This is a genomic window from Pseudomonas baltica (assembly GCF_031880315.1).
Taxonomy (GTDB): Bacteria; Pseudomonadota; Gammaproteobacteria; order Pseudomonadales; family Pseudomonadaceae; genus Aquipseudomonas.
Map to the genome: position 1 here is coordinate 6,150,666 of NZ_CP134771.1, position 26,870 is coordinate 6,177,535.

Below are 26,870 nucleotides of genomic sequence, written 5' to 3' on the forward strand. Positions count from 1 at the left end.
TTGCCGCTGGATTTCCGAGGTGTGATCAATGACCGTCAATACACTCAAGCCCACGCTGGGCACACTGCACTTGTGGGGCATCGCCGTCGGGCTGGTGATCTCTGGTGAGTACTTTGGCTGGAGCTATGGCTGGGGCACCGCCGGTACCTTGGGGTTTCTGGTCACGACGCTGATGGTCGCCGTGATGTACACCTGCTTCATCTTCAGCTTTACCGAACTGACCACCGCTATTCCTAACGCTGGCGGGCCGTTTGCCTACAGCCTGCGGGCCTTTGGTGTGGGTGGCGGGATGATCGCCGGGCTGGCGACACTGATCGAGTTCGTCTTCGCGCCACCGGCCATCGCCATGGCCATCGGTGCCTACCTCAACGTGCAGTTCCCGGGGCTGGACCCGCGCTGGGCAGCCGTCGGCGCGTACGTAGTGTTCATGAGCCTGAACATCGTCGGGGTCAACATCGCCGCGACCTTCGAACTGGTCGTGACCATCCTTGCGGTCATCGAACTGCTGGTATTCATGGGTGTGGTCGCGCCGGGCTTCAGCTTCAGCAACTTCGTGCTCGGTGGCTGGTCGGGTGAGAACAGCTTCAGCAGCGGCTCCATCGCCGGTATCTTTGCGGCGATACCTTTCGCGATCTGGTTCTTCCTCGCGATCGAAGGCGCCGCCATGGCCGCCGAAGAGGCCAAGGACCCCAAGCGCACCATCCCGCGTGCCTATATCGGCGGCATCCTGACCCTGGTGGTGCTGGCCATCGGTACGATGATCTTCGCCGGTGGCGTGGGTGACTGGCGCGCGCTGTCGAACATCAACGACCCCTTGCCACAAGCGATGAAAACCGTGGTCGGCGGCAACTCCAACTGGATGCACATGCTGGTGTGGATCGGCCTGTTCGGCCTGGTCGCGAGCTTCCACGGCATCATCCTGGGCTACTCGCGTCAATTCTTCGCCCTGGCGCGCGCCGGCTTCCTGCCCAAAGGCCTGGCCAAGCTGTCACGCTTCCAGACCCCGCACCGCGCCATCCTCGCCGGTGGCGTGGTCGGCATCGCGGCGATCTTCAGCGACAGCCTGGTCAACCTACAAGGCATGACCCTGACGGCCGCCATGATCACCATGTCGGTGTTCGGCGCCATCGTCATGTACATCGTCAGCATGCTCAGCCTGTTCAAACTGCGCACCAGCGAGCCGCATCTGGAGCGCAGCTTCCGCGCCCCTGGCTACCCGATCGTGCCGGGCATCGCCCTGGTGCTGGCGGTGGTTTGCCTGATCGCGATGATCTGGTTCAACACCCTGATCTTCGGCGTCTTCCTCGCCTTGATGGTGGTGGGTGCGCTGTTCTGCGCCGCCGTACGCAGCCGCGGTGTGCCCAGTGCAGCCTTGACCACAGGAGCTTGAGCCATGAGCGGTTTCGTACACACAGTGGGTGGCCAGACCTGGCGCTTCGACAGTCTCAAGTCGTTGTTGGCCAAGGCCAGCCCGGCGCGTTCGGGCGATTACCTGGCAGGCGTCGCCGCTGCCAGCGACGCCGAGCGCGCGGCCGCACAAATGGCCCTGGCGGACGTACCGCTCAAGCAGTTCCTCACCGAGGTGGTGATCCCCTATGAAGTCGACGAGGTCACGCGGCTGATCATCGACGGCCATGATGCCGAGGCCTTCGCCGTGGTCAGCCATCTGACCGTAGGCGGGTTGCGTGACTGGCTGCTCGGGGATGAGGCCGATGAGCACAGCCTGCGAGCTTTGGCGCCTGGGCTGACACCGGAAATGGCCGCCGCGGTGTCGAAGATCATGCGCATTCAGGACCTGGTGCTGGTGGCGCAGAAGATCCGCGTGGTCACCCGTTTTCGCAACACAATCGGACTGCGTGGGCGAATGTCCACGCGCCTGCAGCCCAACCATCCGACCGATGACCCGGCCGGAATCGCCGCCAGCACCCTGGACGGCCTGTTGTACGGCAACGGCGATGCCATGATCGGCATCAACCCGGCCACTGACAGCCTCAGCGCCATCACCGAGCTGTTGAAGATGCTCGATGGCGTGATCAATCATTACCAGATTCCCACCCAGGCGTGCGTGCTGACCCACGTCACCTCGTCGATCGCCGCCATCGAGCGCGGCGTACCGCTGGACCTGGTGTTCCAGTCCATCGCCGGCACCCAGGCGGCCAACGAGAGTTTCGGTATCAGCCTGCAGCTGTTGCAACAAGGTTACGAAGCGGGCCTGAGCCTCAAGCGCGGCACGGTCGGCAACAACCTCATGTATTTCGAGACCGGGCAGGGCAGTGCGCTGTCGGCCAACGCCCACCATGGCGTCGACCAGCAGACCTGCGAGTCCCGCGCCTATGGCGTGGCTCGGCATTTCAAGCCGTTTCTGGTCAATACCGTGGTCGGTTTCATCGGCCCCGAGTACCTGTACAACGGCAAGCAGATCATCCGCGCAGGCCTTGAAGATCACTTCTGCGGCAAGCTGCTGGGCGTGCCCATGGGCTGCGACATCTGCTATACCAACCATGCCGAAGCCGATCAGGATGACATGGACATGCTGCTGACCCTGTTGGGGGTGGCGGGCATCAATTTCATCATGGGGATCCCGGGTTCGGACGACATCATGCTCAACTACCAGACCACCTCGTTCCATGATGCGCTGTATGCGCGCAAGACGCTGGGCCTCAAGCCCGCGCCGGAATATGAAGAGTGGCTGGCACGCATGGGCATCCTGCATCAACGCGATGGCGAGTTGCGCCTGGGTAACGGGTTGCCGCCGGCGTTCCGGCAGGCATTGGCGCAGCTGACCTGATGTACTTGTGCAAACCGGGCCGGCCCCTTCGCGGGCAAGCCTTGCTCCCACAGTGCAAGCTGGACCTGAGTCGTACACCTGTGGGAGCAAGGCTTGCCCGCGAAGAGGCCATCAGCAGCACGCGAATCCAGCGACCTGCATAGAAAACCGAGGTACCCCGTGAAACTGCCCCCCGATGACACCCCGCCCTCTACCAGCCCCGCCCAGGCCGACCCCTGGCAGCAACTGCGCAATCTGACCGCCGCGCGTATCGCCCTGGGTCGCGCCGGTACCAGCTTGCCCACCAGCGCTCAGCTGGACTTTCAGTTCGCCCACGCCCAGGCCCGCGATGCCGTGCACCTGCCGTTCGACGGCGGGGCGCTGGCCACGCAACTGGCCGAGCGTGGCCGTGAGTGCCTGAGCTTGCACAGCGCCGCCGCCGATCGCCACGTTTACCTGCAACGTCCCGACCTGGGGCGCCGGCTCGATGACGACTCGGCGGCGTTGCTCGATGCCCACGCACAAGCCAACCCCCAGGGTTACGACGTCGCGGTGGTGATCGCTGACGGTCTGTCGGCGCTGGCGGTTGATCGCCATAGCCTGGCGATGCTGCGACGTATCGACGACCAGGCCGCCGCCGAGGGTTGGAGCCTGGCACCCGTGACCCTGGTCAGCCAGGGCCGCGTGGCGGTGGCCGACGAAGTGGCGCAGCGCCTCAAGGCGCGCATGGTGGTGATCCTGATCGGCGAGCGCCCTGGGCTCAGTTCACCGGACAGCCTGGGCCTGTATTTCACCTACGCGCCGCGGGTCGGGCTGACCGATGCGGCACGCAACTGCATATCCAACGTGCGCCTCGAAGGCATGAGCTACGGCATGGCCGCGCACAAATTGCTGTACCTGATGCGTGAGGCCTGTGTGCGGCAGTTATCGGGCGTGAGCCTCAAGGATGAAGCCCAGGTGCCGCTGCTGGAAGCGGGCGAGGGTGAGCGACCGGGGAATTTTCTGCTGGCCGGGACGCGTCGGCAAGACTAGGCGTCGCGCAGCAAGTCGTTGGCGTTGAGCAGGTTGAAGGCGATTTCCGGACGTTTTTCCAGACTGCGGCGAATCGCGGCGGGGATCGCCTGACGGGTCTTGCGGCACATCCCCGGCAGTTCATCGAGCTCGATACGGATGCCGCGCATAGTGCGCACTTCATTGGCGCCGGGGCCCACGTGCACGCGCAAGCCCAGTTGCTCGAACATGCGTTGCTGCACGCGCACCAGGTCAGCCAGGCTGTCGAGGTTTTCGAGACGTTCGAGCAAGCGTTTCTCTTCCTGGCGGGTCAGCAGCAGAATCCGCAGGTCAGCGTCTGGCAACGCTTGCAGCCGTTCGCGCTCGCATATGCAAGCTCCGGGCGGGCAGGGTTGGCGCAGTGGGGGTGGGTTCATGGGGTCAGATCATAGTCTTGGTCGGTGATCTTGCCTACTGAAGCGCTGCGACCAGGCAAAACACCCGTTCAGCGCCCACAGATGAAACCTCATGCCACCTGAGGTAACCTTGTCGGCCGTCTGTATCCTGCCGTATTGAAGGCCCTTTGCCGTTGAGTTCATATTCCGATCCATACGCCGAGCGCGATGAACACATGCTGGAGTGGTCGCGCCAGTGGCTACTCGAAGGCGATATCGTGCGCTGCCCCTATTGCCATAACTATCAGCCCCTGAGCCGCGGGCATCGGGTATTCGTGCACCAGGAGCAATGCAAGGGCGCGGGCTTTGCCGAGCAATACCCCTGGCGCTGGCTGGCGTGGAATCTGCGCTCGCTGTGAGTCGTGGGCCGCGAACCTTTCGCGACCCTTGAACCCTGCGCCACCAGTCGCGGTCTATGGCAAGTGGCTATCTCTGCAGGACTCGCCGAGACGGCCTCCACACTGTGAAGTCGCAGTTGATTGACGCCATAATGACGCCACTCGCCTGCGTTTGATTTATAGTGTCGCGCGCCCTGAGCCGGCATTTTTTCAACACGACGATCAAACTGCCCCATGACCGAACCCTGCCCCTGGATCATTTGTGAACACTGCGACGCGGTCTACGCGCCGGTGCCGCTGCTCAGCGGGCAAAAATCCTTGTGCCAGCGCTGTGGCGGGGTGCTGGAACGCGGTCACGGGCTGAGCATTCAGCAACTGTTCGCGCTGTCGGTCACGGCGCTGATCCTGTTTCTGTTCGCCAATATTTTTCCGGTCATCTCCATCAGTCTCAAGGGCCTGGCCAATGCCGCAACGCTGTGGCAGTCGGTCGAGGCCCTGGCGCAAGGGCAGATCAGCCTGATCGCGGCGGTGGCGGGCCTGTGTATCATCCTCGCTCCGGGCCTGCAGATCCTGCTGCTGTGCTGGTTGCTCAGCTACGCCAACGTCGGGCTGCGCGCGCCGGGCTTCAAGGCCTGTATGCGTACCCTCGAACAACTGCGGCCCTGGAGCATGCTCGAGGTGTGCCTGCTCGGCATCCTGGTGGCCATCGTCAAGCTCGGTGGCATGCTCAGCGTGCATCCGGGGCTGGGCTTGTGGGCGCTGGCCATGCTCACCGTGTTGATCATCCTGATATCCGGCAAGAGCATTCGGCGTCTATGGACCGAGCTGGAGGAGCGCGAATGAGCAGCCCTGCGCCCACCGCCGCCACCATGGGGCTGACCCTTTGCCATACCTGCGGCCTGGCCTGCGTCGAAGGCACTCATCGTTGCCCGCGCTGCGATGCCAGCGTGCACCCGCGCAAGCCCAACAGCATCACCCGCACCTGGGCACTGCTGCTGGCCAGCATGATTTTCTACATTCCCGCCAACCTTCTGCCGGTGATGTATACCGATCTATTCGGCAGTGGCGCCGAGAACACCATCATGAGCGGTGTGATCGAGTTCTGGGAGGGTGGGTCCTGGGATATCGCCGTATTGATTTTCGTCGCCAGCGTGGCGGTGCCTTGCATCAAGTTTCTGGTGCTCGGCACCTTGCTGGTGACTGCGCAGCGGCGCAGCCAGTGGGCCATGCGCGAGCGCTCGCGGTTGTACCGATTCATCGAGCTGATCGGTTATTGGTCGATGCTCGATGTGCTGGTGGTGGCGTTGGTGGCGGCGCTGGTGCAGTTCCGTTCGCTGAGCACCATCGAGCCGCGGCTGGGCATTCTGTTTTTTGGTTTCGTCGTTGTGCTGACCATGTTGGCAGCCATGAGTTTTGATCCCAGGCTGATCTGGGACGCAGAGGTTGAAGATGTCTGAACCCGTTGCTGATCCTTCCCGCACGCCGGGCAATCCCGACGTTCGTCGGCGTCGCTTCAACGTTTCCCTGGTGTGGCTGGTGCCTATTGTCGCGGCCGTGATCGGGCTGTCGATGGTGGTGCACAACTCGCTGTCGGCCGGCCCCAAGATCACCGTCAGTTTCGAGACGGCCGAAGGATTGGAAGCCAACAAGACGCAGGTCAAGTACAAGAACGTGGTGATCGGCCAGGTGACTGCCATCGCCCTGAGCGAAGATCGCAACCGCGTGGTCGCGACCATCGAGCTCAAGGACTCGGCCAAGTCATTCACCACCGAAGACTCGCGCTTCTGGGTGGTGCGCCCGCGCATCGGCGCTCAGGGGATCTCGGGCGTCGACACCTTGTTGTCGGGCGCCTTTATCAGTGCCGACCCTGGCGCCTCGAAACAGACCCGCAGCGATTTTCGCGGCCTGGAAATTCCGCCACCCATTACCTATGGCCAGCGTGGCAAGCGCTTCAGCCTGCATGCCGACGACCTCGGTTCGCTGGACATCGGCTCGCCGGTCTACTACCGGCGTATCCAGGTCGGCCAGGTGGTGCAGGTGGGTTTGAGCCAGGACGGCAAGGGCGTCGACATCGAAGTGTTCGTCAATTCGCCCAACGATGAATTCGTCACCACCAATACCCGTTTCTGGAACGCCAGCGGCGTGGATATCAGCCTTGGTGCCGATGGCCTGAAGGTCAACACCCAGTCGGTGTCCTCGATCGTGTCCGGCGGCGTGGCGTTCGTCGAGCCCAAGTACAACCCCGATCAGAAGCAAGCGGCGGAGATGACCAAGTTCGATCTGTTCGCCGATCAGCAAAGCGCCCTGGCACCGCCAGACGGTACGCCGCGCTATATCCGCATGCGCTTCGACCAGTCGCTGCGAGGCCTGACGGTCGGCTCGCAAGTTGAATTCCTGGGGGTCAACCTGGGCCGCGTGGTGTCGATCGACCTCGATTATGACGCCAAGACCCAGACCTTCCCGACCATGGTCGGCGCGGTGATCTTCCCGGATCGGCTCGGCAAGGCCAACGACAAGCTCACGCAGATCGCCGGCAAGGGCAACGAGGATGCGCAGGCCGCCAAAATGCTCTCGGAGTTCGTCAAGCATGGCTTGCGGGCTCAGGCGCGCACCGGCAACCTGCTGACCGGGCAGTTGTATATCTCCCTGGCGTTCCTGCCCAAGGTAGCGCCGGTGAACTTCGATATGTCTGCGCGGCCGCTGGAAATCCCCACCGCGCCGGGCAGCTTCGACAAGTTGCAGGAGCAGTTGCAGGCCATGGTCGACAAGGTCAGCAAGCTGCCGATCGAGCAGATTGCCGACAACCTCAACGGCAGCCTCGACGAAATGCACAAGACGCTTAGCCGCTTCAACGGTCAGGTCCTGCCGGAACTGGCCGATACCATGGCCCAGACGCGCAAGACCATGGCCGCCGCCGCCGACACCCTGGGCGATGATTCGCCGCAGCGTCAGCAGATTGGCCAGGCCATGGACGAAGTGCAACGCACCGCGCGCTCGGTGCGGGTACTGACCGACTTCCTCGGCCGCCATCCTGAATCGCTGATTCGCGGACGGGTGAGCGAAGGCTCGCCGGACGCCTATCGCTCCAGTGGCTCGTCTTCTCGTGATATTCAGTTGGAAACCAAACCATGATGCTGCGTTATCTGCTGCTGGGCACCACGCTGGGATTGGCGGCCTGTACGTCGCCGGCCACTCATTACTACACACTGGTGCCCACCACCGAATCGGCGCCCAAGGCGGTCACGCCCGCGGACTTTCAGTTCGAGCTGCTGACCGTGCGCATGCCGGTGCAGGTCGATCAGCCGCAGTTGGTGGTGCGCCAGGATCAGGGCCGGTTGGCCATCCTCGATAACGAACGTTGGGGCGCGCCGCTGGCGGACGAGTTCCACGATGCCCTGGCGGCCCAGATGGAACGCCAACTGGGCGTTCGCGATCTGTCGGGCTTGCCGAAAAATGCCGGGCAACCGGTGGTGTCGTTGCAGGCTGACGTGCGCCGGTTCGACAGCGTGCCTGGGCAGTACGCGCTGGTGGATGTGGTGTGGAGCCTGAGCCGTCGTGGCAATGACGACAGCAAGCGCACCACCCTGACCTGCGCAACGGTGGTGAAGGATAACGCCGGGGTCGATCTCAACAGCCTGGTGTTGGCGCATCAGAAAGCCATCGGCGATCTGGCGGCGCGCATTGCCGGCACGGCGCGGCAGTGGGCGGATAATCCTGCCGTTGGTTGCCCGCGGTAGGCGCTTTTTCAGGGATAGATGTGCAAGGCTATCGGCCTCTTCGCGGGCAAGCCTTGCTCCCACAGGTGTACGACTCAGGATCGGTTAACTCTGTGGGAGCAAGGCTTGCCCGCGAAGAGGCCTGTACATTCAGCCCACATCCCTGAGGCCCGCCACCCCCCTCCATATTTCCTGCACAATTATTCCCTAATCTCCATCCTGTTCGCGGGCATTGCTGTGTGCCTGCCTCGTATTTCAGCCTTGCAGAAGTGTATCAATGACCCAAACTCCGGCTGCCCGATCTCGCTCCCGTAAACCCTTGCTCCTCACCGTGCTGTGCATTGCCGTGCTGGGTGGGGCTTACCTGATCTACAAGCATTCCTCCAGCCCTGACTCGGCGCCTGGCGGCATGGCCGCAGGCGGCCGTCGGGGGCCGGGCGGGCCGGGCATGGGCATGAACGCCACCATCAGCGTCGCCACTGGTCAGGCCGGGCTGGCCGACGTGCCGGTGATCCAGCAAGCGCTCGGTACGGTGATCCCCAACTATTCGGTGACGGTGACCAGCCGCGTCGACGGCGAACTGCAGGCGGTGTACTTCACCGAAGGCCAGTACGTGAAAAAGGGCCAGTTGCTGGCGCAGATCGACCCCCGTGCCTACCAGGCCACCCTGGATCAATACAAAGGCGCGCTGGAAGAAAACAACGCACTGCTCAAGAGCGCGCAGCTCACCGTCGAGCGCTACAAGCGCCTGTACGCCAAGGACTCCCTGGCCAAGCAAGACCTCGACACCCAGGTCGCCACCGTCGGCCAATACGCCGGTGCGGCCAAGACCGACCAGGCGCAGATCGACGCCGCCAAGCTCAACCTGCAATACGCGCGCATCGTCTCGCCCATCGATGGCTACGTCGGCCTGCGCCTGGTCGATCCGGGCAATATCGTGCAGTCCGGGAGCACAACCGGCATCGTCACCGTCACTCAGACCAACCCCATCGGCGTGACCTTCAGCCTGCCTCAGGCGCAACTCGCCAGCCTGCTGCCCAAGGTGCGCCAGGGCCAGGCGCTGAGCGTGCAGGCCATGGATCAACTCGGCACCGCAGTGCTGGCCACCGGCACCCTGAAGTTCATCAGCAACGAGATCGACACCAGCACCGGCAGCATCAAGCTCAAGGCTGTGTTCGACAATCCGGACGAGAAGCTCTACCCCAACCAGTTCGTCAACGTGAAGCTGCAGACCGATACCCTGAAGAGCGCTGTGGTCATCCCTGCGGCGGCGGTACAGTTGAGCTCCGGTGGGCACTTTGTCTATGTGGTCAAGGACGGTAAGGCCAACCGCAAGGCGGTGCAGGTCGGGCCGAATATCGATGAGCGCACGGTGATCACCGACGGCATCGCCAATGGCGATCAGGTCGTTACCCGGGGTATCGATCACCTGCGCGACGGCGCGGCGGTGGAGATCGAAAAACCCGCCGCCGACAAGACGGCAGGCGCCAAAGCCCCATGAATCCATCACGGCTGTTTATCGAGCGCCCGGTCGCCACGGTGTTGCTGATGGTGGCGGTGTTGCTGTCGGGGATTTTTGCCTACCGGCTGCTGTCCACCTCGGCGCTGCCGGAAGTCGATTACCCGACCATCCAGGTCTCGACCCTCTATCCCGGCGCCAGCTCCAACGTGCTGGCTTCGGCGGTGACCGCACCGCTGGAGCGTCAGCTGGGGCAGATGGCTGGGCTGTCGCAGATGTACTCGGTGAGCTCGGCAGGCTCCTCGGTCATTACTCTCAAGTTCTCGCTCGACCTGTCGCTGGACGTCGCCGAGCAGGAGGTCCAGGCCGCGATCAACGCCGCCGACAGCCTGCTGCCGACCGACTTGCCCAACCCGCCCACCTACAAAAAGGTCAACCCCGCGGACACGGCGGTGCTGACCATTGCCGCGACCTCGGACAGCCTGCCGCTGACCCGTGTGCAGGACCTGGTCAACACCCGGGTGGCGCTCAAGCTGTCGCAGATTTCCGGCGTGGGCCTGGTCAGCCTGGCCGGAGGTCAGCAGCCAGCGGTCAAGATCGAAGTCAACCCGGTAGCGCTGGCCGCTCACGGCCTGACTCTCGAAGACGTCTACACCAAGGTCAACGCCGCTAACGTCAACGGCTCCAAGGGCGGTTTCGACGGCCCGGCGCACTCGATCACCATCGATGCCAACGACCAGTTGCGCGATGCGTCCGAATACGGCGAGCTGGTGCTGGCCTATGAAAACGGCGCCGCGCTGCGTCTCAAAGACGTCGCCACCACCGCCGAAGCGCCCCAGGACCAATACCTGTCGGCCACCGCCAACGGCCAGCCGGCGATCGTCGTCAACGTGCAGCGCCAGCCCGGCGCCAACGTCATCGACGTGGTCGACAACATCAAGGCGCAACTGCCGACCTTGCAAAAGGCCCTGCCGGACTCGGTGCAACTGGCGGTGATCAACGACCGCACGCAAACCATCCGCGCCTCGATCAAGGACGTGCAGATCGAGCTGATGCTGTCCATCGGCCTGGTGGTGCTGGTGACGTTCGTGTTCCTCGGCAACCTCACCGCCACGCTGATCCCCAGTGTCGCGGTGCCGCTGTCGCTGGTCGGCACCTTCGGCGTCATGTACCTGGCCGGATTCAGCCTCAACAACCTGACACTGATGGCGCTCACCATTGCCACCGGCTTCGTGATCGACGATGCCATCGTCGTGGTCGAGAACATTTCGCGGCATCTGGAGGAGGGCGAGACGCCCATGGTGGCCGCGCTCAAGGGCTCCCAGGAGATCGGCTTCACCATCATTTCGCTGACCGTATCGCTGATCGCGGTGCTGATCCCGCTGCTGTTCATGGGCGACGTGGTCGGCCGGCTGTTCCGCGAATTCGCCATCACCCTGGCGGTGGCGATTCTGGTGTCGATGGTCATATCCCTGACCCTCACGCCGATGCTCTGCGCCCACCTGTTGCGCCATGTCGAAAAAGACCAGCAAAGCCGCTTTGCCGCCTGGGGCGATCGCCAGTACCAGCGTGTGCTCGACGGCTATGATCGCGGCCTGCTGTGGGTGCTCGATCATCAGCGCCTGACGCTGCTGGTGGCGGTCGCCACCGTGGCGCTGACGGCGCTGCTGTACCTCATCGTGCCCAAGGGCTTTTTCCCGCCAGAAGACACCGGCTTGCTGCAGGGTTTTACCCGCGCCTCTCAGGACGTGTCGTTCAGCGAAATGGCGCGCCGTCAGCAGGCGCTGGTCGAGGTGGTGCGTCAGGACCCGGCGGTGCAATCGGTGTCCTCGACCATCGGTGTCGATGGCACCAACGCCTCGCTCAACAATGGCCGGCTGCAGATCGAGCTCAAGCCGTTCGACGAACGCAGCGACACCGCCGATGCAATCATCAAGCGCTTGCAGCAGTCCACCGCCAGCGTCGCGGGCATGCAGCTGAACCTCACCAGTTCCCAGGACCTGACGGTGGATGATCAGCTGACGCCCAGCCAGTATCAGTTCACCCTCGACGATGCCGACAGCGCCAATCTGGCGGCCTTGATTCCCAAGCTTATGGCCAAACTGCAGAACCGCCCGGAGCTCCGTGATGTCGTCGATAACCTTCAGGATCAGGGGCTGGTTGCCTATGTCGAGTTGGATCGGGCAGCGGCCATGCGCTACGGTATCACCGCATCCGATGTGGATACGGCGCTGTACAACGCCTTCGGTCAGCGTCTGATTTCGACCATCTTCACCCAGTCCAACCAGTACCGCGTGGTGCTGCAGGTGCCGGGTCGCTTCCAGAATTCCATGGAGGCCTTCGACCATATCTATCTGGCGGCGGCCAACGCGTCGACCACCACCAGCACCACCACTACCAGTACCGGTTCGAGCAGCACTGCAACCACGGGCTCGACCAGCAGCACGACCACCGCCAACACCCCGGCCTCGATGGTGCGCCTGACCGACATCGCCAAGGTCGGCCAGCGTACCGGCGCCTTGAGCCTGGCGCGCCTGGATCAGTTTCCGGCCGTGACGCTGTCGTTCAACCTGGCCGACGGCTACTCGCTGGAGCAAGCGCAGCAGGCCATCAGCAGCGTGATGACCGAGCTGCAGGCACCGTCCAGTATCACCTTGCGTTATCAGGGTGCCGCCGCTGCCTTCCAGGCCGCGACGGGCAACACCCTGTGGCTGATTCTGGCGGCGCTGGTGACCATGTACATCGTGTTGGGCATGCTCTACGAGAGCTTCATCCACCCGGTGACCATCCTCTCGACCTTGCCATCGGCGGCTATCGGCGCGCTGCTGGCGTTGCTGCTGTGTGGCACCGAGTTCAGCCTGATTGCCTTGATCGGCGTGATTCTGCTGATCGGTATCGTCAAGAAGAACGCCATCATGATGATCGACTTCGCCCTCGAGGGCCGTCAGCACCAGCACCTCAGTGCCCGCGACGCGATCCATCGCGCTTGCCTGCTGCGCTTGCGGCCGATCCTGATGACCACGCTGGCGGCGTTGTTCGGCGCCTTGCCGTTGATGCTGGCCACCGGCGCCGGCGCCGAATTGCGCCGGCCGTTGGGGCTGGTGATCGTCGGCGGTCTGCTGCTCAGCCAGTTGCTGACGCTGTTCACCACGCCGGTCATCTATCTGTTGTTCGATGGCCTGTCGGAGCGCGCGCGTGCCCGATTCGGTCGCCGCAATGATCAGGCAAGGACTACGCCGTGAGCCGCCCGCTGAACCTGTCGCGGTTCTTTATCCGGCGGCCCGTGGCGACGCTGCTGCTGAGCCTGAGCATCACCCTGGCCGGTGTGCTCGGCTTCGTCCTGCTGCCGGTGGCGCCGCTGCCGCAGGTGGACTTCCCCACGGTGATCGTCAGTGCCAGCCTGCCTGGCGCCAGCCCGGAAACCATGGCCGCCACCGTGGCCACGCCCTTGGAGCGCAGCCTCGGGACCATCGCCGGGATCACCGAGATGACCTCGAGCAGCGGTCAGGGCTCCACCAGTCTGGTGCTGCAATTCGGCCTGGACCGTGACATCAACGGTGCCGCCCGCGACGTGCAGGCGGCCATCAATGCTTCGCGCAGCTTGCTGCCCAGCTCGATGCCATCGCTGCCGACCTACCGCAAGGCCAACCCTTCGGACGCGCCGATCATCATGCTCGCGCTGACCTCGCCGACCCGCAGCCGCGGCGAGCTGTACGACCTGGCCTACAGCACGCTGCAACAGAAGATCGCTCAGGTCACGGGCGTTGGCGAAGTGTCGGTGCGCGGTGGTTCGCTGCCCGCCGTGCGCATCGATTTGCAGCCCCAGCAACTGGCCCACGCCGGCATCTCGCTGGACACCGTGCGCACGGCGATCAGCAACGCCACCAAGGCCAAGCCCAAGGGCATTCTTCAGGGTGACGGCCAGCACTGGATGATCGACAGCAACGACCAGCTCGATCAGGCCGATCAATACCGGGCGCTGGTGGTCAGCTATCAGGACGGCGCTGCGGTGCATCTGGGCGATGTCGCCAACGTCTACGATTCGGTGGAAGACACCTTCGTCGGTGGTTACTTCAACGGCCAGCCGTCGGTGACCTTGGGCGTGACGCGTTCGGCGGGCGCCAACATGCTGCAGACCATCGACAGCATCAAGGCGCTGATGCCGCAGCTGCAGGCGATGGTGCCGGGTGATGTACAGCTGGCGACCATGATCGATCGTTCCACCACGGTGCGATCTTCGCTGCACGATACCGAGGAGACCCTGCTGATCGCAGTGCTGTTGGTGATCGTGGTGGTCTTCGTGTTTTTGCGCAACGCGCGCGCGACCTTGATCCCCGCTGTGGTGTTGCCGGTCTCCTTGATCGGCACCTGCGCGGTGATGTACCTGGTGGGCTACAGCCTCGACAATCTGTCGCTGATGGCGTTGATCATCTGCACCGGTTTTGTGGTGGACGACGCCATCGTGGTGCTGGAAAACATCGCGCGCTATCAGGAGCAGGGCATGCGCCCGCTGCGGGCAGCGCTGATGGGCACCCGGGAAGTGGGCTTTACCGTGCTGTCGATGACGGTTTCGTTGATAGCGGTGTTCATTCCGATCCTGCTGATGGGCGACATCGTCGGGCGCTTGTTCCGGGAGTTCGCCGTGACGCTCAGCGTGGCGCTGGTGCTGTCGATGGTGGTGTCGCTGACCTTGACCCCGGTGTTGTGCGTGCTGGTGTTGCGTCAGCCTGATCATCAAAAGCCGGTGCCGCGCCTGTATCAGTGGGTCGAGCGCGGCTTGCAGGCGTTGCAGGATGCCTATCTGGCGGCGCTGGTGTGGGTCATGCGTCATCGCCTGCTGACGCTGTTCAGCCTGCTGCTGACGGTGATGCTCAACGTCTACCTGTACGCCACGGTGCAGAAGGGTTTCTTCCCGGCTCAGGACACCGGGGTGCTCATGGGCGCCGTGCGCGGCGACCAGAACACCTCGTTCCAGGCCCTGGAACCACAGTTGGTGAAGATCGCCAAGGCCATCGCCGCCGACCCGGATGTCGAGGCGGTCAACACTTCCACCGGCAGCGGTGGTTTCGGTTCGCGCAACACGGGTATGTTCTTCATTCGTCTCAAGGATTACAAACTGCGCAAGGACACCGCTCAGGTGATCGCCAATCGCCTGAGCATGGCCAACAGCAAGACCGCCGGCATCCAGGTGTTCATGATGCCCGCCGAAGATATCCACATCGGTGGCCGCAGCGCTAACGCGACCTATCAGTTCAGTGTGCGCGCCGATGATCTCGACGTGCTGCGGCTGTGGACGCCCAAGGTCGAGGCGGCGTTGCGCAGTTTGCCGCAGCTCACCGGTATCGACTCCGATTCGCAGACTGGCGGTCAAGAGATCAAGCTGCACATCGATCGCGCCGCCGCCAGCCGCCTGGGAGTGAGTACCAGCGACATCGACGATCTGCTCAACAATGCCTTCAGCCAGCGCCAGGTCGCCACGCTGTACAAAACCATGAATCAGTACCACGTGATCATGGGCCTTGACCCGGCGTACACCCAGGATCCGACCATGCTGGCGCGTATGTATGTGGTCAACAGCGACCAGGAGCAGATCCCGTTGACCGCCTTCGCCTCGTTCAGCCCGGACAACGCGCCGCTGTCGGTGGCGCACCAGGGCCAGTCGGCGACCAGCACCGTGGCTTTCAACCTGGCCGATGGCGTATCGCTGGAGCAGGCCACTGCGGCTATCGATGGCGCCATCGACAAGCTCGGTATGCCGCGCGATGTGCAGGTGGGTTTCGCTGGTACCGCCCAGGCCTTCGCGGCGCTGGCCAAGAGCATGCCGTGGCTGATCCTCGCGGCGCTGCTGGCGGTGTATATCGTCCTCGGCGTGCTGTACGAGAGCTATGTGCATCCGCTGACCATTCTGTCGACCTTGCCCTCGGCCGGGGTCGGTGCCTTGCTGTTGATGAAGGTCACCAATATGCAGCTGACGGTGATCGCCTTGATCGGCATCTTGCTGTTGATCGGCATCGTCAAGAAGAACGCCATCATGATGATCGACTTCGCCTTGATGGCCGAACGCGAGCAGGGCCTGAGCCCCGAGCAGGCAATCATCGAAGCCTGCCGCATGCGTCTGCGGCCGATCCTGATGACCACCCTGGCAGCGTTCTTCGGCGCCTTGCCCATGGCCCTGGGCAGTGGCGGCGACGCCGACTTGCGTAAACCCATGGGCATGGCGATCGCCGGCGGCCTGGCGCTCAGCCAGTTGCTGACGTTGTTCACGACCCCTGTGGTGTACCTGTATCTAGACCGCCTGAGCCGTGCCACTCGGCAGCTGTGGCATACCCGTATTCGCCGCTCGCACGCCGCCGGCTGATTGACTGATGAAGGTTATCCCATGAATGTTTTCAAGCCGTCGCGTCTGTGTTTGGCCCTGGCCGTCGCCGCCGCGATGAGTGGCTGCATGGTCGGCCCGGACTATCAGCGCCCCAGCGCCCCGGTGTCGGTGGCGTTCAAGGAAGCCGCGGGCTGGAAGGCCGCCAGCCCCCAGGATGAACTACCCAAGGGCCCGTGGTGGGCGCTGTATCAGGACCCGCAGTTGAGCGCGCTGGTGGCCCAGGTACAGCTCAATAACCAGAACGTCGCTCAGTACGCGGCGCAATACCGCCAAGCACTGGCGCTGGTGCGTGGATCGCGGGCCGAGTTGCTGCCGACTGTCTCGGCCACCGGCGCCACCACCCGCAGCGAGACCGGCACCGGATCGAGCGGTTCGAGCAGTGCTGGCAGCGCAGGCGGCCCCAGCAACGAGCATTCGGCGACGTTGAGTCTGAGCTGGGAGGCCGATATCTGGGGCAAGCTGCGCCGTACTGTCGAGGAAGATCGCGCCAGTGCCCAGGCCAGCGCCGCCGATCTGGCCAACGCAACCCTCAGCGCGCAATCGTCATTGGCCCAGGATTACTTCCAGCTGCGCATTCTCGATCGGCGCATTGCGCTGTATGAGGACACCATCAAGGGCTACGAGCGTTACCTGCAGATCATCCAGAACAAGTACGACGAGAAGATCGTTTCGCGCGCCGACCTGTCTACCGGCAAGACTCAGCTGCACAGTGCCCGGGCGTCGATGCTCGATCTGCAATGGCAGCGCGCGCAGTACGAGCATGCCATCGCCTTATTGATGGGCAAGGCGCCGGCGGAATTCAGCCTGGCGGCGGATGCCAAGTGGGCTTACCACGTGCCTCAGGTGCCGCTGGGTGTGCCGAGCCGTTTGTTGGAGCGGCGCCCGGACATCGCTGCGGCGGAGCGGGAAATGGCGGCCTCGAACGCTGCGGTCGGGGTGGCCACCGCGGCCTATTATCCGGACCTGACGCTGAGTGCCAGTGGCGGTTATCAAAGCTCGACCATGAGCAATCTGTTCTCCTTGCCTAATCGCTTCTGGTCCATCGGCCCGAGCCTGACCGGTACGTTGCTGGACTTCGGCAAGACCAAGGCGACGGTGGAGCAGGCGAGGGCGGCTTACGATGCTTCAGTGGCGTCGTATCGACAGACGGTGCTGACCGGTTTGGGCGAGGTGGAGGATTATCTGGTCGAGCTGCGGACATTGGAGCCGGAATTGGTGGCGCGTCGCACTTCTGCAGAGGCGGCGGAGGATTCCGCGTCGGTCAGCCGGGATCAGTATGAAGCCGGGGTCATCGACTATCTGGATGTGGCGACGACGCAGGCCACGAGTCTTAGTGAACGGCAGACGTTGTTGAGTTTGGTGGGGACCCAGTTGGTGACTAGCGTGCAGTTGCAGGCGGCTTTGGGTGGGTCTTGGGAGGGTGTCAGCGCTGGGCAGTGATTTTGCAGGATGGGGCTGGGGATTGGGTGGTTCTGCTTTCGAGCCGGCCTTGGGGTCGCGGCCCCCGCCATTGGCCCTTCGCTTAGGCTCAGGGTGCCCGCGCTTCGACGCACTGGCGAGGGGCACGCCCCGATGGGCCTTCCGTGGCCCAACGGGGCTTAGCCGGCATCCATGCCGGCTATCCCCTCGCCAGTGCGTCGAAGCGCGGCCTGCTGGAAGGGGGCCGCGACCCCAAGGCCGGCTCGAAAGCAGAACAGTGATATTTGTGGTGTCTGCTCTTTCCTGAAATCGCTCAAATCTCGGCTGGTCCTTTGCTGCGGGCCTGTGCGGCCGCCCCTCCAGCAGGCCGCGTGGAGGCGCCTGAAGAGAGGGCGATCCCGGCAGGATGCCGGGTCAGGCGCATTGGGCCAAGGATGGCCCATTGCGCCGTGACCTCTCTTCAGGTGCCGGAACGCGGGTACCCTGAGCCTAGGCGAAGGGCCAATGGGCAGGGCGAGCCGCACAGGCCCGCAGCAAAGGACCACTCCCCATTCTCAACGCCCCACCTTTAGCGGTGTTTTTGAGAGCCTCCTCGCCGCCGAACGCAATCTTGCGCCCCCAGTGCGGGTATCAGATTCAGCGGTTCACCCCTCGGCACCTTCAGCCATCACGCCAATGCCTGCAACGATCACCAGGCCCCCCAGCCAACGCAGGCCGCTGATGTGTTCGCCCAGCCCAAGCCAGGAGCCCAGCAGCACCGCGACGAACACCACCGAGCTCAACGGGAAGGCCTTGGACAACGTGGTAATTCGCAGAATCAGCATCCAGGTAAAAAACGAAAAGACGTAGCACGCCACGGCGATCAGTACGCCGGGGCTGCTCAGTGCGGTCTTCAGCCAATCCAGCCCCATGGGCAGGCTGGTCAGGCTTGCGCTGCCGATCTTCATGGCAAGCTGGGCGACGCTCTCGGAGCCGATCAGCAGGGCCCACAAGCCGACGCCAGCGCTCTGCTTGGTGATGTGCATGGTCATGATCAAGTCCAGTCAGTCAGGGGATTCATTGCGTGGCACACACCAGCATCACCCCCGCAGTGATCAGCACGGTGCCCATCCAGCGGCGGCGGCTGATGTGCTCCTTGAGCACCACGCGCCCGGCCACCACTACGCCGCAGTAGCTCAGCGCTGCGGCCGGAAACACCAGGCTCAACGGCGCCATGGACAGCACCGTCAGCCAGGTCACGAATTCCACCACATAGGCCAGAATGCCGGTCCACAACAGCGGCGCAGCGAACAGTTGCCGGCAAAAGCCGAGCAGACGAAAACCACCCGCGAGCTCTGGCAGGGCGTCCAGGCCGAGCTTGAACGCCAGTTGCCCGACCACGTCGAGCGACACCGTCAAGGCGATGAGGGCAAAGAGAGTCAAGGTCATCAGAAGTGATACGCCACGGCGACGTCGGCCTCGCCCTGATCGACCCGGCCGCGGGCCTTGACCAGGGTGCTGTCCGCCGCCGCGCCTTGCAGATGGGTCCAGCTCAGGGTGGTCACCAGCGACCAATGGTCGAGCAACGGAAACTGCAGCGCCTGGCTCAGCACGGTGGCCTGCAGGCCGCCGCCGGCATGGTCGGTGCGCAGCCCGGATGCCTGTGCCTGTTGGGCATCGACGCCAAAAAACGTCTGCATCATGGCGTGGTCGCTGAAGTGCGCGCTCACTTGGCTGCTGCCCATGATGCCGCGGTACACCGGGTAGTCCAGCTCGCCACCGAGCTTGCCGATCAGGCCGCCGTTGCCACTGCCGCCGCCAACCGTGCGCCCGGCCTGGGCCGAGACGTTCCACCAGGGTTGCGGGCTGTAGGCCACGAAGCCTCCACCCACCAGCATGTCGTCGACATCGCCCAACCCCCGCAATGAACCGTTGGCCGTGCGACCGTCGAGGTGATTGATGAAGGGCCCGGCGCTCCAGCCGCCGCTGTGCAAGGCGCTCCACTGCAAGCCGTCGTCGCTGCTCAGCTCAACGTTGCCCCAGGTCAGGTCGAAGTAGGGCAGAGGGCGGGTTTCGTAGCGGCTGCCGCTGGGGTCATGGACCTCATAGCTGGCGCCAGTCCCGATGTCGCCGGTAAGGGGGGCGGCGCTGGCCACGGCGCTGCCATCGACAAGCACAAAGGCGCTGGCGCATAGGCCCACGATGAGCAAGGACAATGAAAAACGGGCGGGCATGATCCGCAACTCCAATCGGATGAATGCGCGCATCTATCCCCATCGCCGCGGCCCGTGCAAGCACTCATGTTGTTTGTAGCGAGCTACAAAAATTGTAGCCCGGGGGCGGGAAATTCTTGCGCATTCACGTTCGAAATGCCCGCAAGGCCCGGCCCGCTGGCGTTTCCCACAGCTGGCACAGTCCATGCTCTAGCCTCGTTGCGCGCAACGTGCGCCGCATCAACGAGGACAATGCAGATGCTGCAGTGGCATATCGTGTGTGACTTCGACGGGACCATCACCCGCAGCGATGTCATCGACAACATTCTTCAACGCTTCGCCGATCCTGCCTGGGAAGCGGTAGAAGACCAGTGGCTGGCCGGCAACATCGGTTCGCGGGAATGTTTGGGTCGCCAACTGGCGATGGTCAAGGCTACGCCCAGCGAGCTGCTGGGGTATTTCGACAGCGTCGAGATCGATCCGGCGTTCCCCGATTTCGTCGACCACGTGCGCGAACTCGGCGCCTCCATCGAGGTGGTCAGCGACGGCATCGAACAAGCCATCGCGCGGATTCTGTCGCGCAACTACTGCAGCCTGCTGCCGATCATCGCCAACCGTCTGCGCCAGGCCGGTCCGGACGCCTGGAGCATCGATTTCCCCCACGCCAGCGACGCCTGTCGCGCGGCGTCGGGCAACTGCAAATGCAAGTCGACCCCGCCCGGCAAACGCGTGCTGGTGATTGGCGATGGCCAGTCGGACATGTGCGTGTCCGCTGGCGCCGACTTCGTGTTCGCCAAAGGCCGCCTGGCCGAACACTGCGAGCGCCAGGGCATCCCCTACGCGCGCTTCGATTCCTTCAGCGAACTTCCAGCGCTGCTGGCGCGCTTGCCACAGGCAGTCGCCGCACCCGCTCCTCACTACAGCCTCGAATCACAGGAACTCTTCCACCATGTCGGATAAACGCATCGCAAGCCCCGAAGATCAGATCCTGCTGGACAAGGAAGCCAAGTATTGCTCCTTCGGTGACACCGTTCACTACGTCGAGCCGCCGCGCATTTTCAGCCGCTGCGAGGGCTCCTACGTGTACGACACCGAAGACCAGGCCTACCTCGACCTGCAAATGTGGTACTCGGCGGTCAACTTCGGCTACTCCAACCCGCGCTTGAACAACGTACTCAAGCAGCAGATCGACACCCTGCCGCAGATCGCCAGCCAATACCTGCACCGCGGCAAGATCGAACTGGCGGAAACCATCGCCGTCGATGCCAAGAAGAAATTCGGCCTGGACGGTCGCGTGCACTTCAACGTCGGCGGCTCGCAGTCGGTCGAAGACTCGCTCAAAGTGGTGCGCAACGCCTCGGGCGGCAAGAGCCTGATGTTCGCCTTCGAGGGGGGCTACCACGGCCGGACCCTTGGCGCTTCATCGATCACCTCCAGCTACCGCTACCGTCGCCGCTTCGGCCATTTTGGCGAGCGCGCGCAGTTCATCCCGTTCCCGTACCACTTCCGCGGCCCCAAGGGCATGACCAAGGAAGAATACGGCAGCCACTGCGTGCAGCAGTTCGCGCGGCTGTTCGAGACCGAATACAACGGTGTGTGGGATCCGAAAACCCAGCAGTGCGAATACGCGGCCTTTTACGTCGAGCCGATTCAGGGCACCGGCGGCTACGTGATACCGCCGATGAACTTCTACAGCGAGCTCAAGCAGGTCCTCGACCAGCACGGTATTCTGCTGGTCGTCGATGAAATCCAGATGGGCTTCTACCGCACCGGCAAGCTGTGGTCGATCGAGCACTTCGACGTCAAACCGGACATCATCGTCTTCGGCAAGGCGCTGACCAACGGCCTCAACCCGTTGGGCGGCATCTGGGCCCGCGAAGAGCTGATCAACCCAGGTATCTTCCCGCCAGGTTCGACCCACTCCACCTTCGCCTCCAACCCGCTGGGCACCGCCGTCGGCCTGGAGATGTTCCGCATGACCAGCGAGATCGACTACGGCCGCATGGTCATGGAAAAGGGCAAGTACTTCCTCGCCGGCCTGCAGGACCTGCAACGCCGCTATCCGATCATCGGCGACGTCGACGGCCTGGGCCTGGCGCTGCGCTGCGAGATCTGCAAGGAAGACGGTTTCACCCCGGACAAGGCCATGCTCGATCTGATGGTCGAAGAAGGCATGAAGGGCGATCTGGAAATCGACGGTCGCAAGCTGGGCCTGATCCTCGACGTGGGCGGTTACTACAAGAACGTCATCACCCTGGCGCCGTCGCTGGAAATCAGCTACGCGGAAATCGACCTGGCCATCGGCCTGCTGGATCGCCTGCTGCACCGAGTCTGCAAAAAATGATGTACCCAGGAGTGGATCTGGGCGAGGGCGACGCCGGTTTTGTCATCGGTAACGGCACCGTCGCGGTTTTGCTTATCCACGGCCTGACGGGCACCCCGGCAGAATTGCGCCGGGTGGCCCAAGGGCTGGCCAAACGCGGCTGCACGGTGTTCGTACCGACCCTGGCCGGGCATTGCGGCGACAACGCCGACTTGCGCGCCACGCGCTGGGGCGACTGGTTCGCCAGCGCCCAGCGCGCCTTCGACGGCATCCGCGCGTTGTACGCGCAGGTGTTCGTCGGCGGGTTGTCGATGGGCTCGCTGCTGTCGATGTACCTGGCGGCGCAAAACCCTGGGCGGGTGACGGGGTTGCTGCTGTACTCGACCACGTTGCGCTACGACGGCTGGAACATGACCCCACTGGCGCCCTTCACGCCGCTGTTCATGAGCATCCCGTTTGGCGTGCACCTGTGCAAGTTCGTCGAAAAATCGCCCTATGGCATCAAGAACCCGCGGCTACGGGCGATCATCGAGAAGCAGATGCTGGCCGGTGAAAGCGACAATGCCGGCTTGCTGATGATGTCGGGGGTCAGCGTGCGCGAGTTGCATCGCCTGATCGCCAAGGTCAAGCAGAGCTTGCCGGGCATGACCACGCCGGCCTTGGTGCTGCATTCGCGCGAGGACGACATCACCAGCACCTGGAATGCCGACTACATCGAGCGCCGCAGCGGTGGGCCGGTGACCAAGATTTTGCTCGACAACTGCTACCACATGATCACCGTCGACCTGGAATACCCCCGAGTGATCGCCCTCAGTGCCGAATTTATCGACACCCTGCGACTCGAACAGCCGCCTGCATCGGCGCCTGTCCCGCGGTTGCAGGAATGCGCCTCTTGAGGCAGCCTTGGAGCCGACCGGCTCGAAGCGACCCGGCCCTGAACACAAGCGAGTATGGATGAGCGTCATCAGCGGCCTGCGCCGAATGTTTCGAGTGTCCCAATGGAGTCTGCAACGCCAGCTGGTCTTGGCGTTCTGGCTGGTCAGTGTGGTGCCGACCATGATCGCCGCGCAGCTGGCGGCGACGACGTTGTCGAGCATCTTCAATGCCAACGTGCGGGTGTGGCTCGAGGAGTCGACCAAGATCGTCGAAGACGAAACCAGCGAAACCCTGCGCCAGAACACCCAGGTGGCGCAGCTGCTGCTGCACTACAGTCTCGGCCAGGTGCCTGTCAGCGCCGAGCACCAACAGATGACCAACGACATCGCCAACGCCATGGGTGTCGACGTGGTGGCGTTGATCCGCATCAGCGACCACAAGGTGGTGTTCACCACGGCGTCCGACGCCGTGCTGCATCAGATCAAGGATCTGCCCGATGTCTCGTTGCAGATCGTCTATCAAGGTGACAACCCCACTGGCACCGTGGTCTCGCGGTTCCCGGCGACGCTGGACGGCAGCGATTACCAACTGGTGATTGCCAGCTACCTCGACCAGGGGTTTCTGACCAGCGTCGCCGATGTGCACTCGCTGGATTTACGCCTGTACCTCAACAGTCCCCAAGGGCTGGCTGAAGTGTTCTCGACGCAAAAATTCGACGAGCACCCCAGCGGGATCCTGCCGCCGGAGATCGAACAGGTGCTGCGCACTTCGCGGGTGCCGAGCCCGCAGTCGACGGCGCGGTATGACGGCGTCTATCGGCCGATCTTCAGCGACGATGGCGCGCTGCAGGGCGCCGTGTTCAGTGGCTTGCTCAAGCACTCGGCGCTGATGGGGGCGATCAATCAGAGCAATCTGTTCATGCTGCTGTTTTTGGTCGGTTCCGGGTTGTCGCTGGGCGTCGGCTGGCTGCTGGCCAGGCGCATTGCGCGGCCCCTGCGTGCGCTGTCGCAAGGTGTGAGGGCGATTACTGCGGGCGATTACAGCCAGCGTGTCGAGGTGCCCGCGGGCGAGGAGCTGGCGGAGCTGAGCGGTACGTTCAACCTCATGGCTCAGGGCTTGAGCGATCTGCAGCACCTGGAAGCGCAACTGCGCCGCCGCGATCGCTTGCACACGCTGGGCGAAGTCGCCATGGGCCTGGCCCACGAGATCCGCAACCCGCTGGGCATCATCAAGACCGCCACGCAGTTGCTGCACCGGCGCGCCAGCCTGCCGGAAACCGATATGCGCCACCTCGAATACGTGATCAGCGAAGTCACCCGCATCAATGACCTGATCACCGAGTTTCTCGAGTTCGCCAAACCGAGTGCGCCGGTGCGGGCGGTGTTCGAGGCGCGGCCGTGGCTGGAGCAGTTGCTGGGCTTCTGCGGCCCGGAACTGGCCAATCACCGGGTCGAGGCGATCATTGACGATCAGGCGCCTGGCGCAACGCTGTATGCCGATTCGCGGCTGTTGCAGCAGGCCTGCCTGAACCTGGTCCTCAACGCCATCGACGCCATGCCCGAGGGCGGCACGCTGCGGTTGGGCGTTGTATCCACGGGGCTGATTACCCAGCTAAGCTTCACCGACACCGGCAGGGGAATCCCCACAGACATGCTCGAGCGTATCTTCAATCCATTCGTGACCACCAAGGCCTCGGGCACCGGCCTGGGTCTGGCCAAGGTGTTTTCCATCATGGAGAGCCACGACGGCCGGGTGGAATGCCTGAGCGTGCCGGGGCAGGGCGCGACCTTCAATCTCTATCTGAATGCGCAGCCATGAGCCGGCGCGTTCTGGTCGTCGACGACGAACCCAAGCTGTGCGACCTGCTGGTCTCGGCATTGACCAGTCCCGACTTGCAGGTGCTGACCGCCGGCAACGGCCTGCTCGCGCTGCAAGCGCTGGAGCACGAGAGCATCGACCTGGTGATCACCGACTGGCGCATGCCGGGGCTCGACGGCCCGGGGCTGCTGGGGGAGATCAAGACGCGCTTCCCGCTGCTGCCGGTGATCGTCATGACCGCCTACAGCACGGTGCGCAACGCCGTGCAGTCGATGCGCAACGGCGCCTATGACTACATCGCCAAGCCCTTCGACATCGACGAACTGGACATCACCGTGCACAAGGCGCTGCAGTTCGGCGACATCCTGCGCGACAACGCGCGGATGCGCGCGCAATTGCACGAGCACCAGCAGATCGACAGTCTGGTGGGCGAGAGCCCGGCGTTCAGCCGCGTGCTTCAGGCCATCGAATCGGTGCGCGACAGCAGCGCGACCATTCTGCTGACCGGTGAGAGCGGCACCGGCAAGGAGATGGTCGCCCGTGCCATTCACAACCACGGCAGCCGCGCCAATCATCCGTTCGTGGCGGTCAACTGCGCGGCCATCCCTGAAGGCTTGCTCGAGAGCGAGATGTTTGGCCATCGCAAGGGCGCGTTCACGGGGGCGTTGGCGGATCGGGTCGGGCGTTTCGTGCAGGCCGACAAGGGCACACTGTTCCTCGATGAAGTCGGCGATATGCCGCTGCCGTTGCAGGCCAAGATCCTGCGTGCCTTGCAGGAGCGGGTAATCGAGGCGGTGGGGGATACGCGCGAGCGCAAGGTCGATGTGCGGGTCATCGCCGCGACCAACAAAGGCTTGCTGGAAGCGGTGGCCAACAAGGAGTTTCGCGAGGACCTCTACTACCGCCTCAACGTCTTCCCGATCCCGCTGCCGGCCTTGCGCGAGCGGGTCGAAGACATCGCGCCCCTGGCACGTCATTTTGCCCGCACCTTGGGCGCCAGCACCGGCAAACGCCTAAACGGCTTCAGTGCTGATGCGTTGCAGGCCATGGCCGAGTACAGCTGGCCGGGGAATATCCGCGAGCTGCAGAACTGTGTCGAGCGGGCGATTATCGTGGCCCAGGGCGCGACGATCGAGGCGGTGGATTTGCCGGGGTATCTGTTTCACTCCACACCAGCGATTGACCGGGCGCCGGGTGTTGAAGGTGGCGTGCCCAGTGATCTGGATGGCAGCCTGGCACAGATGGAGAAGCAGTTCATGCTGGCGGCGTTGCAGCAAAGCGGAGGCGTGCAAGCCGCCGCCGCGCAGTTGCTGGGCATCAGCGAGCGCAGCTTTTGGTATCGCCTCAAGAAGCTCGGCATTCAGGTGGATCGAATAGCCCGGTAGGCGCTGCCGCGTTCACGCGACAGCCAGCCGCTCGATGGTCGGGCGCTTCTGCTGCCGGGCCCGCCACAAGTCGTAATCCGCCTGGACTCCCACCCACAGCCTCGCGGTACTGATACCTGCTTGTTCCAGCCGCAGCGCAAGGTCGATCGAGATACCCGCACGGCCATGCAAAACCCGGGACAGGGCTTCGCGGGAAATACCGAGATGGCGGGCGAAAGCGGCGATGCTGAGCCCCAGTGCAGGCAGGACATCTTCAAGTAGCGTTTCGCCAGGGTGGGGCGGGTTGTGCATGGCCATGCGACGGCTCCTTTCAATGGTAATCAAGATAATCGACCAGTTCGATATCCGAGCCAATGAAGCGAAATATCAGGCGCCAATTACCTGAAACGCTCACTGACCAATAGCCATCCAGACTGCCCTTGAGCAGGTGGAGCCGCCAGCCGGGAATGTCGACATCCCCAGGAATCGCTGCCCGATCAAGAATCGGCAGCATCCGTGCCAGTCGCCGTGCATGGTCAGCGCGGATTCCGCGGGTGGTACCGCTGTGGTAGAAGGCTTTGAGGCCTTTGTGCTGGAAGGTCTTGATCATCAGCATAGCGTGACGCTAGGCGTCACACAATTCAAATGATCAACTGTGTCCCGATACGTCCGCGCATCGCCCGGAAGGTTTGCCCTCGCAAGACTTGTGATCAGGCGTGGTGCGAGTTGACCTCTCGGCCCTCGCTGCACATCAGCGAGATGGGCTTGGCGGCC

The 26,870-nt window shown here is 63.5% G+C and carries 23 protein-coding genes; 17 read left to right on the forward strand and 6 right to left on the reverse strand.

Features of this window, described 5'->3' with window-relative positions:
* The first annotated feature begins 28 nt into the window (after positions 1 to 28).
* From eat to eutC, 3 genes are all read left to right on the forward strand, one after another.
* Positions 29 to 1,390, forward strand: a complete 1,362-nt coding sequence (eat, locus tag REH34_RS28075) for an ethanolamine permease (RefSeq protein ID WP_226502345.1) — start codon at positions 29 to 31, stop codon at positions 1,388 to 1,390.
* A gap of 3 nt (positions 1,391 to 1,393) precedes the next feature.
* On the forward strand, positions 1,394 to 2,788 hold the full coding sequence (locus tag REH34_RS28080) for an ethanolamine ammonia-lyase subunit EutB (RefSeq protein ID WP_311970014.1): 1,395 nt from the start codon (positions 1,394 to 1,396) through the stop codon (positions 2,786 to 2,788).
* Positions 2,789 to 2,947: 159 nt separating this feature from the next.
* Positions 2,948 to 3,799 (forward strand): ethanolamine ammonia-lyase subunit EutC, encoded by an 852-nt coding sequence (eutC, locus tag REH34_RS28085; protein WP_311970015.1) that lies wholly within the window; start codon positions 2,948 to 2,950, stop codon positions 3,797 to 3,799.
* Here eutC and REH34_RS28090 read toward each other — a convergent pair.
* The gene (locus REH34_RS28090; RefSeq protein ID WP_226502347.1) at positions 3,796 to 4,194 is read right to left on the reverse strand and encodes a hypothetical protein; all 399 of its coding nucleotides are present in this window, start codon (positions 4,192 to 4,194) and stop codon (positions 3,796 to 3,798) included. The two genes, eutC and REH34_RS28090, sit on opposite strands and share 4 nt — an antisense overlap.
* 152 nt (positions 4,195 to 4,346) lie before the next feature.
* Here REH34_RS28090 and REH34_RS28095 point away from each other — a divergent pair, with 152 nt between their 5' ends.
* The 9 genes from REH34_RS28095 to REH34_RS28135 all read left to right on the forward strand — a co-directional run bounded on the left by REH34_RS28095 (position 4,347) and on the right by REH34_RS28135 (position 17,544).
* Positions 4,347 to 4,571: a hypothetical protein gene (locus REH34_RS28095; RefSeq protein ID WP_226502348.1), complete on the forward strand. Its 225-nt coding sequence runs from the start codon at positions 4,347 to 4,349 to the stop codon at positions 4,569 to 4,571.
* 213 nt (positions 4,572 to 4,784) lie between these two features.
* Positions 4,785 to 5,393 (forward strand): paraquat-inducible protein A, encoded by a 609-nt coding sequence (locus tag REH34_RS28100; protein ID WP_226502349.1) that lies wholly within the window; start codon positions 4,785 to 4,787, stop codon positions 5,391 to 5,393.
* A complete protein-coding gene (locus REH34_RS28105) occupies positions 5,390 to 6,007 on the forward strand; it encodes a paraquat-inducible protein A (protein ID WP_311970016.1) in 618 nt (205 codons plus the stop codon). The genes REH34_RS28100 and REH34_RS28105 overlap by 4 nt, the downstream gene beginning before the upstream one ends.
* Positions 6,000 to 7,682 carry an intermembrane transport protein PqiB gene (locus REH34_RS28110; RefSeq protein ID WP_226502351.1) on the forward strand — a complete coding sequence of 561 codons (1,683 nt, stop codon included), beginning with the start codon at positions 6,000 to 6,002 and terminating at the stop codon, positions 7,680 to 7,682. The genes REH34_RS28105 and REH34_RS28110 overlap by 8 nt, the downstream gene beginning before the upstream one ends.
* Complete coding sequence (locus REH34_RS28115) at positions 7,679 to 8,287, forward strand: PqiC family protein (protein WP_311970017.1); 609 nt, start codon at positions 7,679 to 7,681, stop codon at positions 8,285 to 8,287. Before REH34_RS28110 ends, REH34_RS28115 begins: the two co-directional genes overlap by 4 nt.
* A gap of 256 nt (positions 8,288 to 8,543) precedes the next feature.
* Entirely contained in the window at positions 8,544 to 9,767 is a 1,224-nt protein-coding gene (locus REH34_RS28120) for an efflux RND transporter periplasmic adaptor subunit (protein ID WP_311970018.1), read from the forward strand.
* On the forward strand, positions 9,764 to 12,967 hold the full coding sequence (locus REH34_RS28125; RefSeq protein ID WP_311970019.1) for an efflux RND transporter permease subunit: 3,204 nt from the start codon (positions 9,764 to 9,766) through the stop codon (positions 12,965 to 12,967). Before REH34_RS28120 ends, REH34_RS28125 begins: the two co-directional genes overlap by 4 nt.
* A gap of 8 nt (positions 12,968 to 12,975) precedes the next feature.
* On the forward strand, positions 12,976 to 16,083 hold the full coding sequence (locus REH34_RS28130) for an efflux RND transporter permease subunit (RefSeq protein WP_409373358.1): 3,108 nt from the start codon (positions 12,976 to 12,978) through the stop codon (positions 16,081 to 16,083).
* A 21-nt stretch (positions 16,084 to 16,104) separates the two neighbouring features.
* Positions 16,105 to 17,544, forward strand: coding sequence for an efflux transporter outer membrane subunit (locus REH34_RS28135; protein WP_311970021.1), 1,440 nt, complete (start codon positions 16,105 to 16,107; stop codon positions 17,542 to 17,544).
* A gap of 623 nt (positions 17,545 to 18,167) precedes the next feature.
* Here the strand turns inward: REH34_RS28135 and REH34_RS28140 are convergent.
* From REH34_RS28140 to REH34_RS28150, 3 genes are read right to left on the reverse strand one after another with little or no spacing between them, the layout of a single operon-like run.
* On the reverse strand, positions 18,168 to 18,554 hold the full coding sequence (locus REH34_RS28140) for a transporter (RefSeq protein WP_311970022.1): 387 nt from the start codon (positions 18,552 to 18,554) through the stop codon (positions 18,168 to 18,170).
* A 25-nt stretch (positions 18,555 to 18,579) separates the two neighbouring features.
* The gene (locus tag REH34_RS28145; protein WP_311970023.1) at positions 18,580 to 18,951 is read right to left on the reverse strand and encodes an EamA family transporter; all 372 of its coding nucleotides are present in this window, start codon (positions 18,949 to 18,951) and stop codon (positions 18,580 to 18,582) included.
* The gene (locus tag REH34_RS28150) at positions 18,951 to 19,736 is read right to left on the reverse strand and encodes a MipA/OmpV family protein (protein WP_311970024.1); all 786 of its coding nucleotides are present in this window, start codon (positions 19,734 to 19,736) and stop codon (positions 18,951 to 18,953) included. The genes REH34_RS28145 and REH34_RS28150 overlap by 1 nt, the downstream gene beginning before the upstream one ends.
* A gap of 237 nt (positions 19,737 to 19,973) precedes the next feature.
* Here REH34_RS28150 and REH34_RS28155 point away from each other — a divergent pair, with 237 nt between their 5' ends.
* From REH34_RS28155 to REH34_RS28175, 5 genes are read left to right on the forward strand one after another with little or no spacing between them, the layout of a single operon-like run.
* Positions 19,974 to 20,675 (forward strand): MtnX-like HAD-IB family phosphatase, encoded by a 702-nt coding sequence (locus REH34_RS28155; RefSeq protein ID WP_311970025.1) that lies wholly within the window; start codon positions 19,974 to 19,976, stop codon positions 20,673 to 20,675.
* Positions 20,665 to 22,059, forward strand: a complete 1,395-nt coding sequence (locus REH34_RS28160) for an aspartate aminotransferase family protein (RefSeq protein WP_226502360.1) — start codon at positions 20,665 to 20,667, stop codon at positions 22,057 to 22,059. The genes REH34_RS28155 and REH34_RS28160 overlap by 11 nt, the downstream gene beginning before the upstream one ends.
* The gene (locus tag REH34_RS28165) at positions 22,056 to 22,934 is read left to right on the forward strand and encodes an alpha/beta fold hydrolase (protein WP_311970026.1); all 879 of its coding nucleotides are present in this window, start codon (positions 22,056 to 22,058) and stop codon (positions 22,932 to 22,934) included. Before REH34_RS28160 ends, REH34_RS28165 begins: the two co-directional genes overlap by 4 nt.
* A gap of 58 nt (positions 22,935 to 22,992) precedes the next feature.
* The gene (locus REH34_RS28170; RefSeq protein WP_311970027.1) at positions 22,993 to 24,732 is read left to right on the forward strand and encodes an ATP-binding protein; all 1,740 of its coding nucleotides are present in this window, start codon (positions 22,993 to 22,995) and stop codon (positions 24,730 to 24,732) included.
* A complete protein-coding gene (locus REH34_RS28175) occupies positions 24,729 to 26,117 on the forward strand; it encodes a sigma-54 dependent transcriptional regulator (RefSeq protein ID WP_311970028.1) in 1,389 nt (462 codons plus the stop codon). Before REH34_RS28170 ends, REH34_RS28175 begins: the two co-directional genes overlap by 4 nt.
* Before the next feature lie 12 nt (positions 26,118 to 26,129).
* Here the strand turns inward: REH34_RS28175 and REH34_RS28180 are convergent, their stop codons facing one another.
* Positions 26,130 to 26,414: a HigA family addiction module antitoxin gene (locus REH34_RS28180; RefSeq protein ID WP_226502364.1), complete on the reverse strand. Its 285-nt coding sequence runs from the start codon at positions 26,412 to 26,414 to the stop codon at positions 26,130 to 26,132.
* 13 nt (positions 26,415 to 26,427) lie between these two features.
* A complete protein-coding gene (locus tag REH34_RS28185) occupies positions 26,428 to 26,706 on the reverse strand; it encodes a type II toxin-antitoxin system RelE/ParE family toxin (RefSeq protein ID WP_226502835.1) in 279 nt (92 codons plus the stop codon).
* Positions 26,707 to 26,870: the final 164 nt, after the last annotated feature.

Coding starts and splice junctions, on each gene's coding strand:
- eat (WP_226502345.1), top strand. CDS start 29: ATGACCGTCAATACACTCAAGCCCACGCTGGGCACACTGCACTTGTGG.
- REH34_RS28080 (WP_311970014.1), top strand. CDS start 1,394: ATGAGCGGTTTCGTACACACAGTGGGTGGCCAGACCTGGCGCTTCGAC.
- REH34_RS28090 (WP_226502347.1), bottom strand. CDS start 4,194: ATGAACCCACCCCCACTGCGCCAACCCTGCCCGCCCGGAGCTTGCATA.
- REH34_RS28100 (WP_226502349.1), top strand. CDS start 4,785: ATGACCGAACCCTGCCCCTGGATCATTTGTGAACACTGCGACGCGGTC.
- REH34_RS28105 (WP_311970016.1), top strand. CDS start 5,390: ATGAGCAGCCCTGCGCCCACCGCCGCCACCATGGGGCTGACCCTTTGC.
- REH34_RS28110 (WP_226502351.1), top strand. CDS start 6,000: ATGTCTGAACCCGTTGCTGATCCTTCCCGCACGCCGGGCAATCCCGAC.
- REH34_RS28115 (WP_311970017.1), top strand. CDS start 7,679: ATGATGCTGCGTTATCTGCTGCTGGGCACCACGCTGGGATTGGCGGCC.
- REH34_RS28120 (WP_311970018.1), top strand. CDS start 8,544: ATGACCCAAACTCCGGCTGCCCGATCTCGCTCCCGTAAACCCTTGCTC.
- REH34_RS28125 (WP_311970019.1), top strand. CDS start 9,764: ATGAATCCATCACGGCTGTTTATCGAGCGCCCGGTCGCCACGGTGTTG.
- REH34_RS28135 (WP_311970021.1), top strand. CDS start 16,105: ATGAATGTTTTCAAGCCGTCGCGTCTGTGTTTGGCCCTGGCCGTCGCC.
- REH34_RS28140 (WP_311970022.1), bottom strand. CDS start 18,554: ATGACCATGCACATCACCAAGCAGAGCGCTGGCGTCGGCTTGTGGGCC.
- REH34_RS28145 (WP_311970023.1), bottom strand. CDS start 18,951: ATGACCTTGACTCTCTTTGCCCTCATCGCCTTGACGGTGTCGCTCGAC.
- REH34_RS28150 (WP_311970024.1), bottom strand. CDS start 19,736: ATGCCCGCCCGTTTTTCATTGTCCTTGCTCATCGTGGGCCTATGCGCC.
- REH34_RS28155 (WP_311970025.1), top strand. CDS start 19,974: ATGCTGCAGTGGCATATCGTGTGTGACTTCGACGGGACCATCACCCGC.
- REH34_RS28160 (WP_226502360.1), top strand. CDS start 20,665: ATGTCGGATAAACGCATCGCAAGCCCCGAAGATCAGATCCTGCTGGAC.
- REH34_RS28165 (WP_311970026.1), top strand. CDS start 22,056: ATGATGTACCCAGGAGTGGATCTGGGCGAGGGCGACGCCGGTTTTGTC.
- REH34_RS28170 (WP_311970027.1), top strand. CDS start 22,993: ATGAGCGTCATCAGCGGCCTGCGCCGAATGTTTCGAGTGTCCCAATGG.
- REH34_RS28175 (WP_311970028.1), top strand. CDS start 24,729: ATGAGCCGGCGCGTTCTGGTCGTCGACGACGAACCCAAGCTGTGCGAC.
- REH34_RS28180 (WP_226502364.1), bottom strand. CDS start 26,414: ATGGCCATGCACAACCCGCCCCACCCTGGCGAAACGCTACTTGAAGAT.
- REH34_RS28185 (WP_226502835.1), bottom strand. CDS start 26,706: ATGATCAAGACCTTCCAGCACAAAGGCCTCAAAGCCTTCTACCACAGC.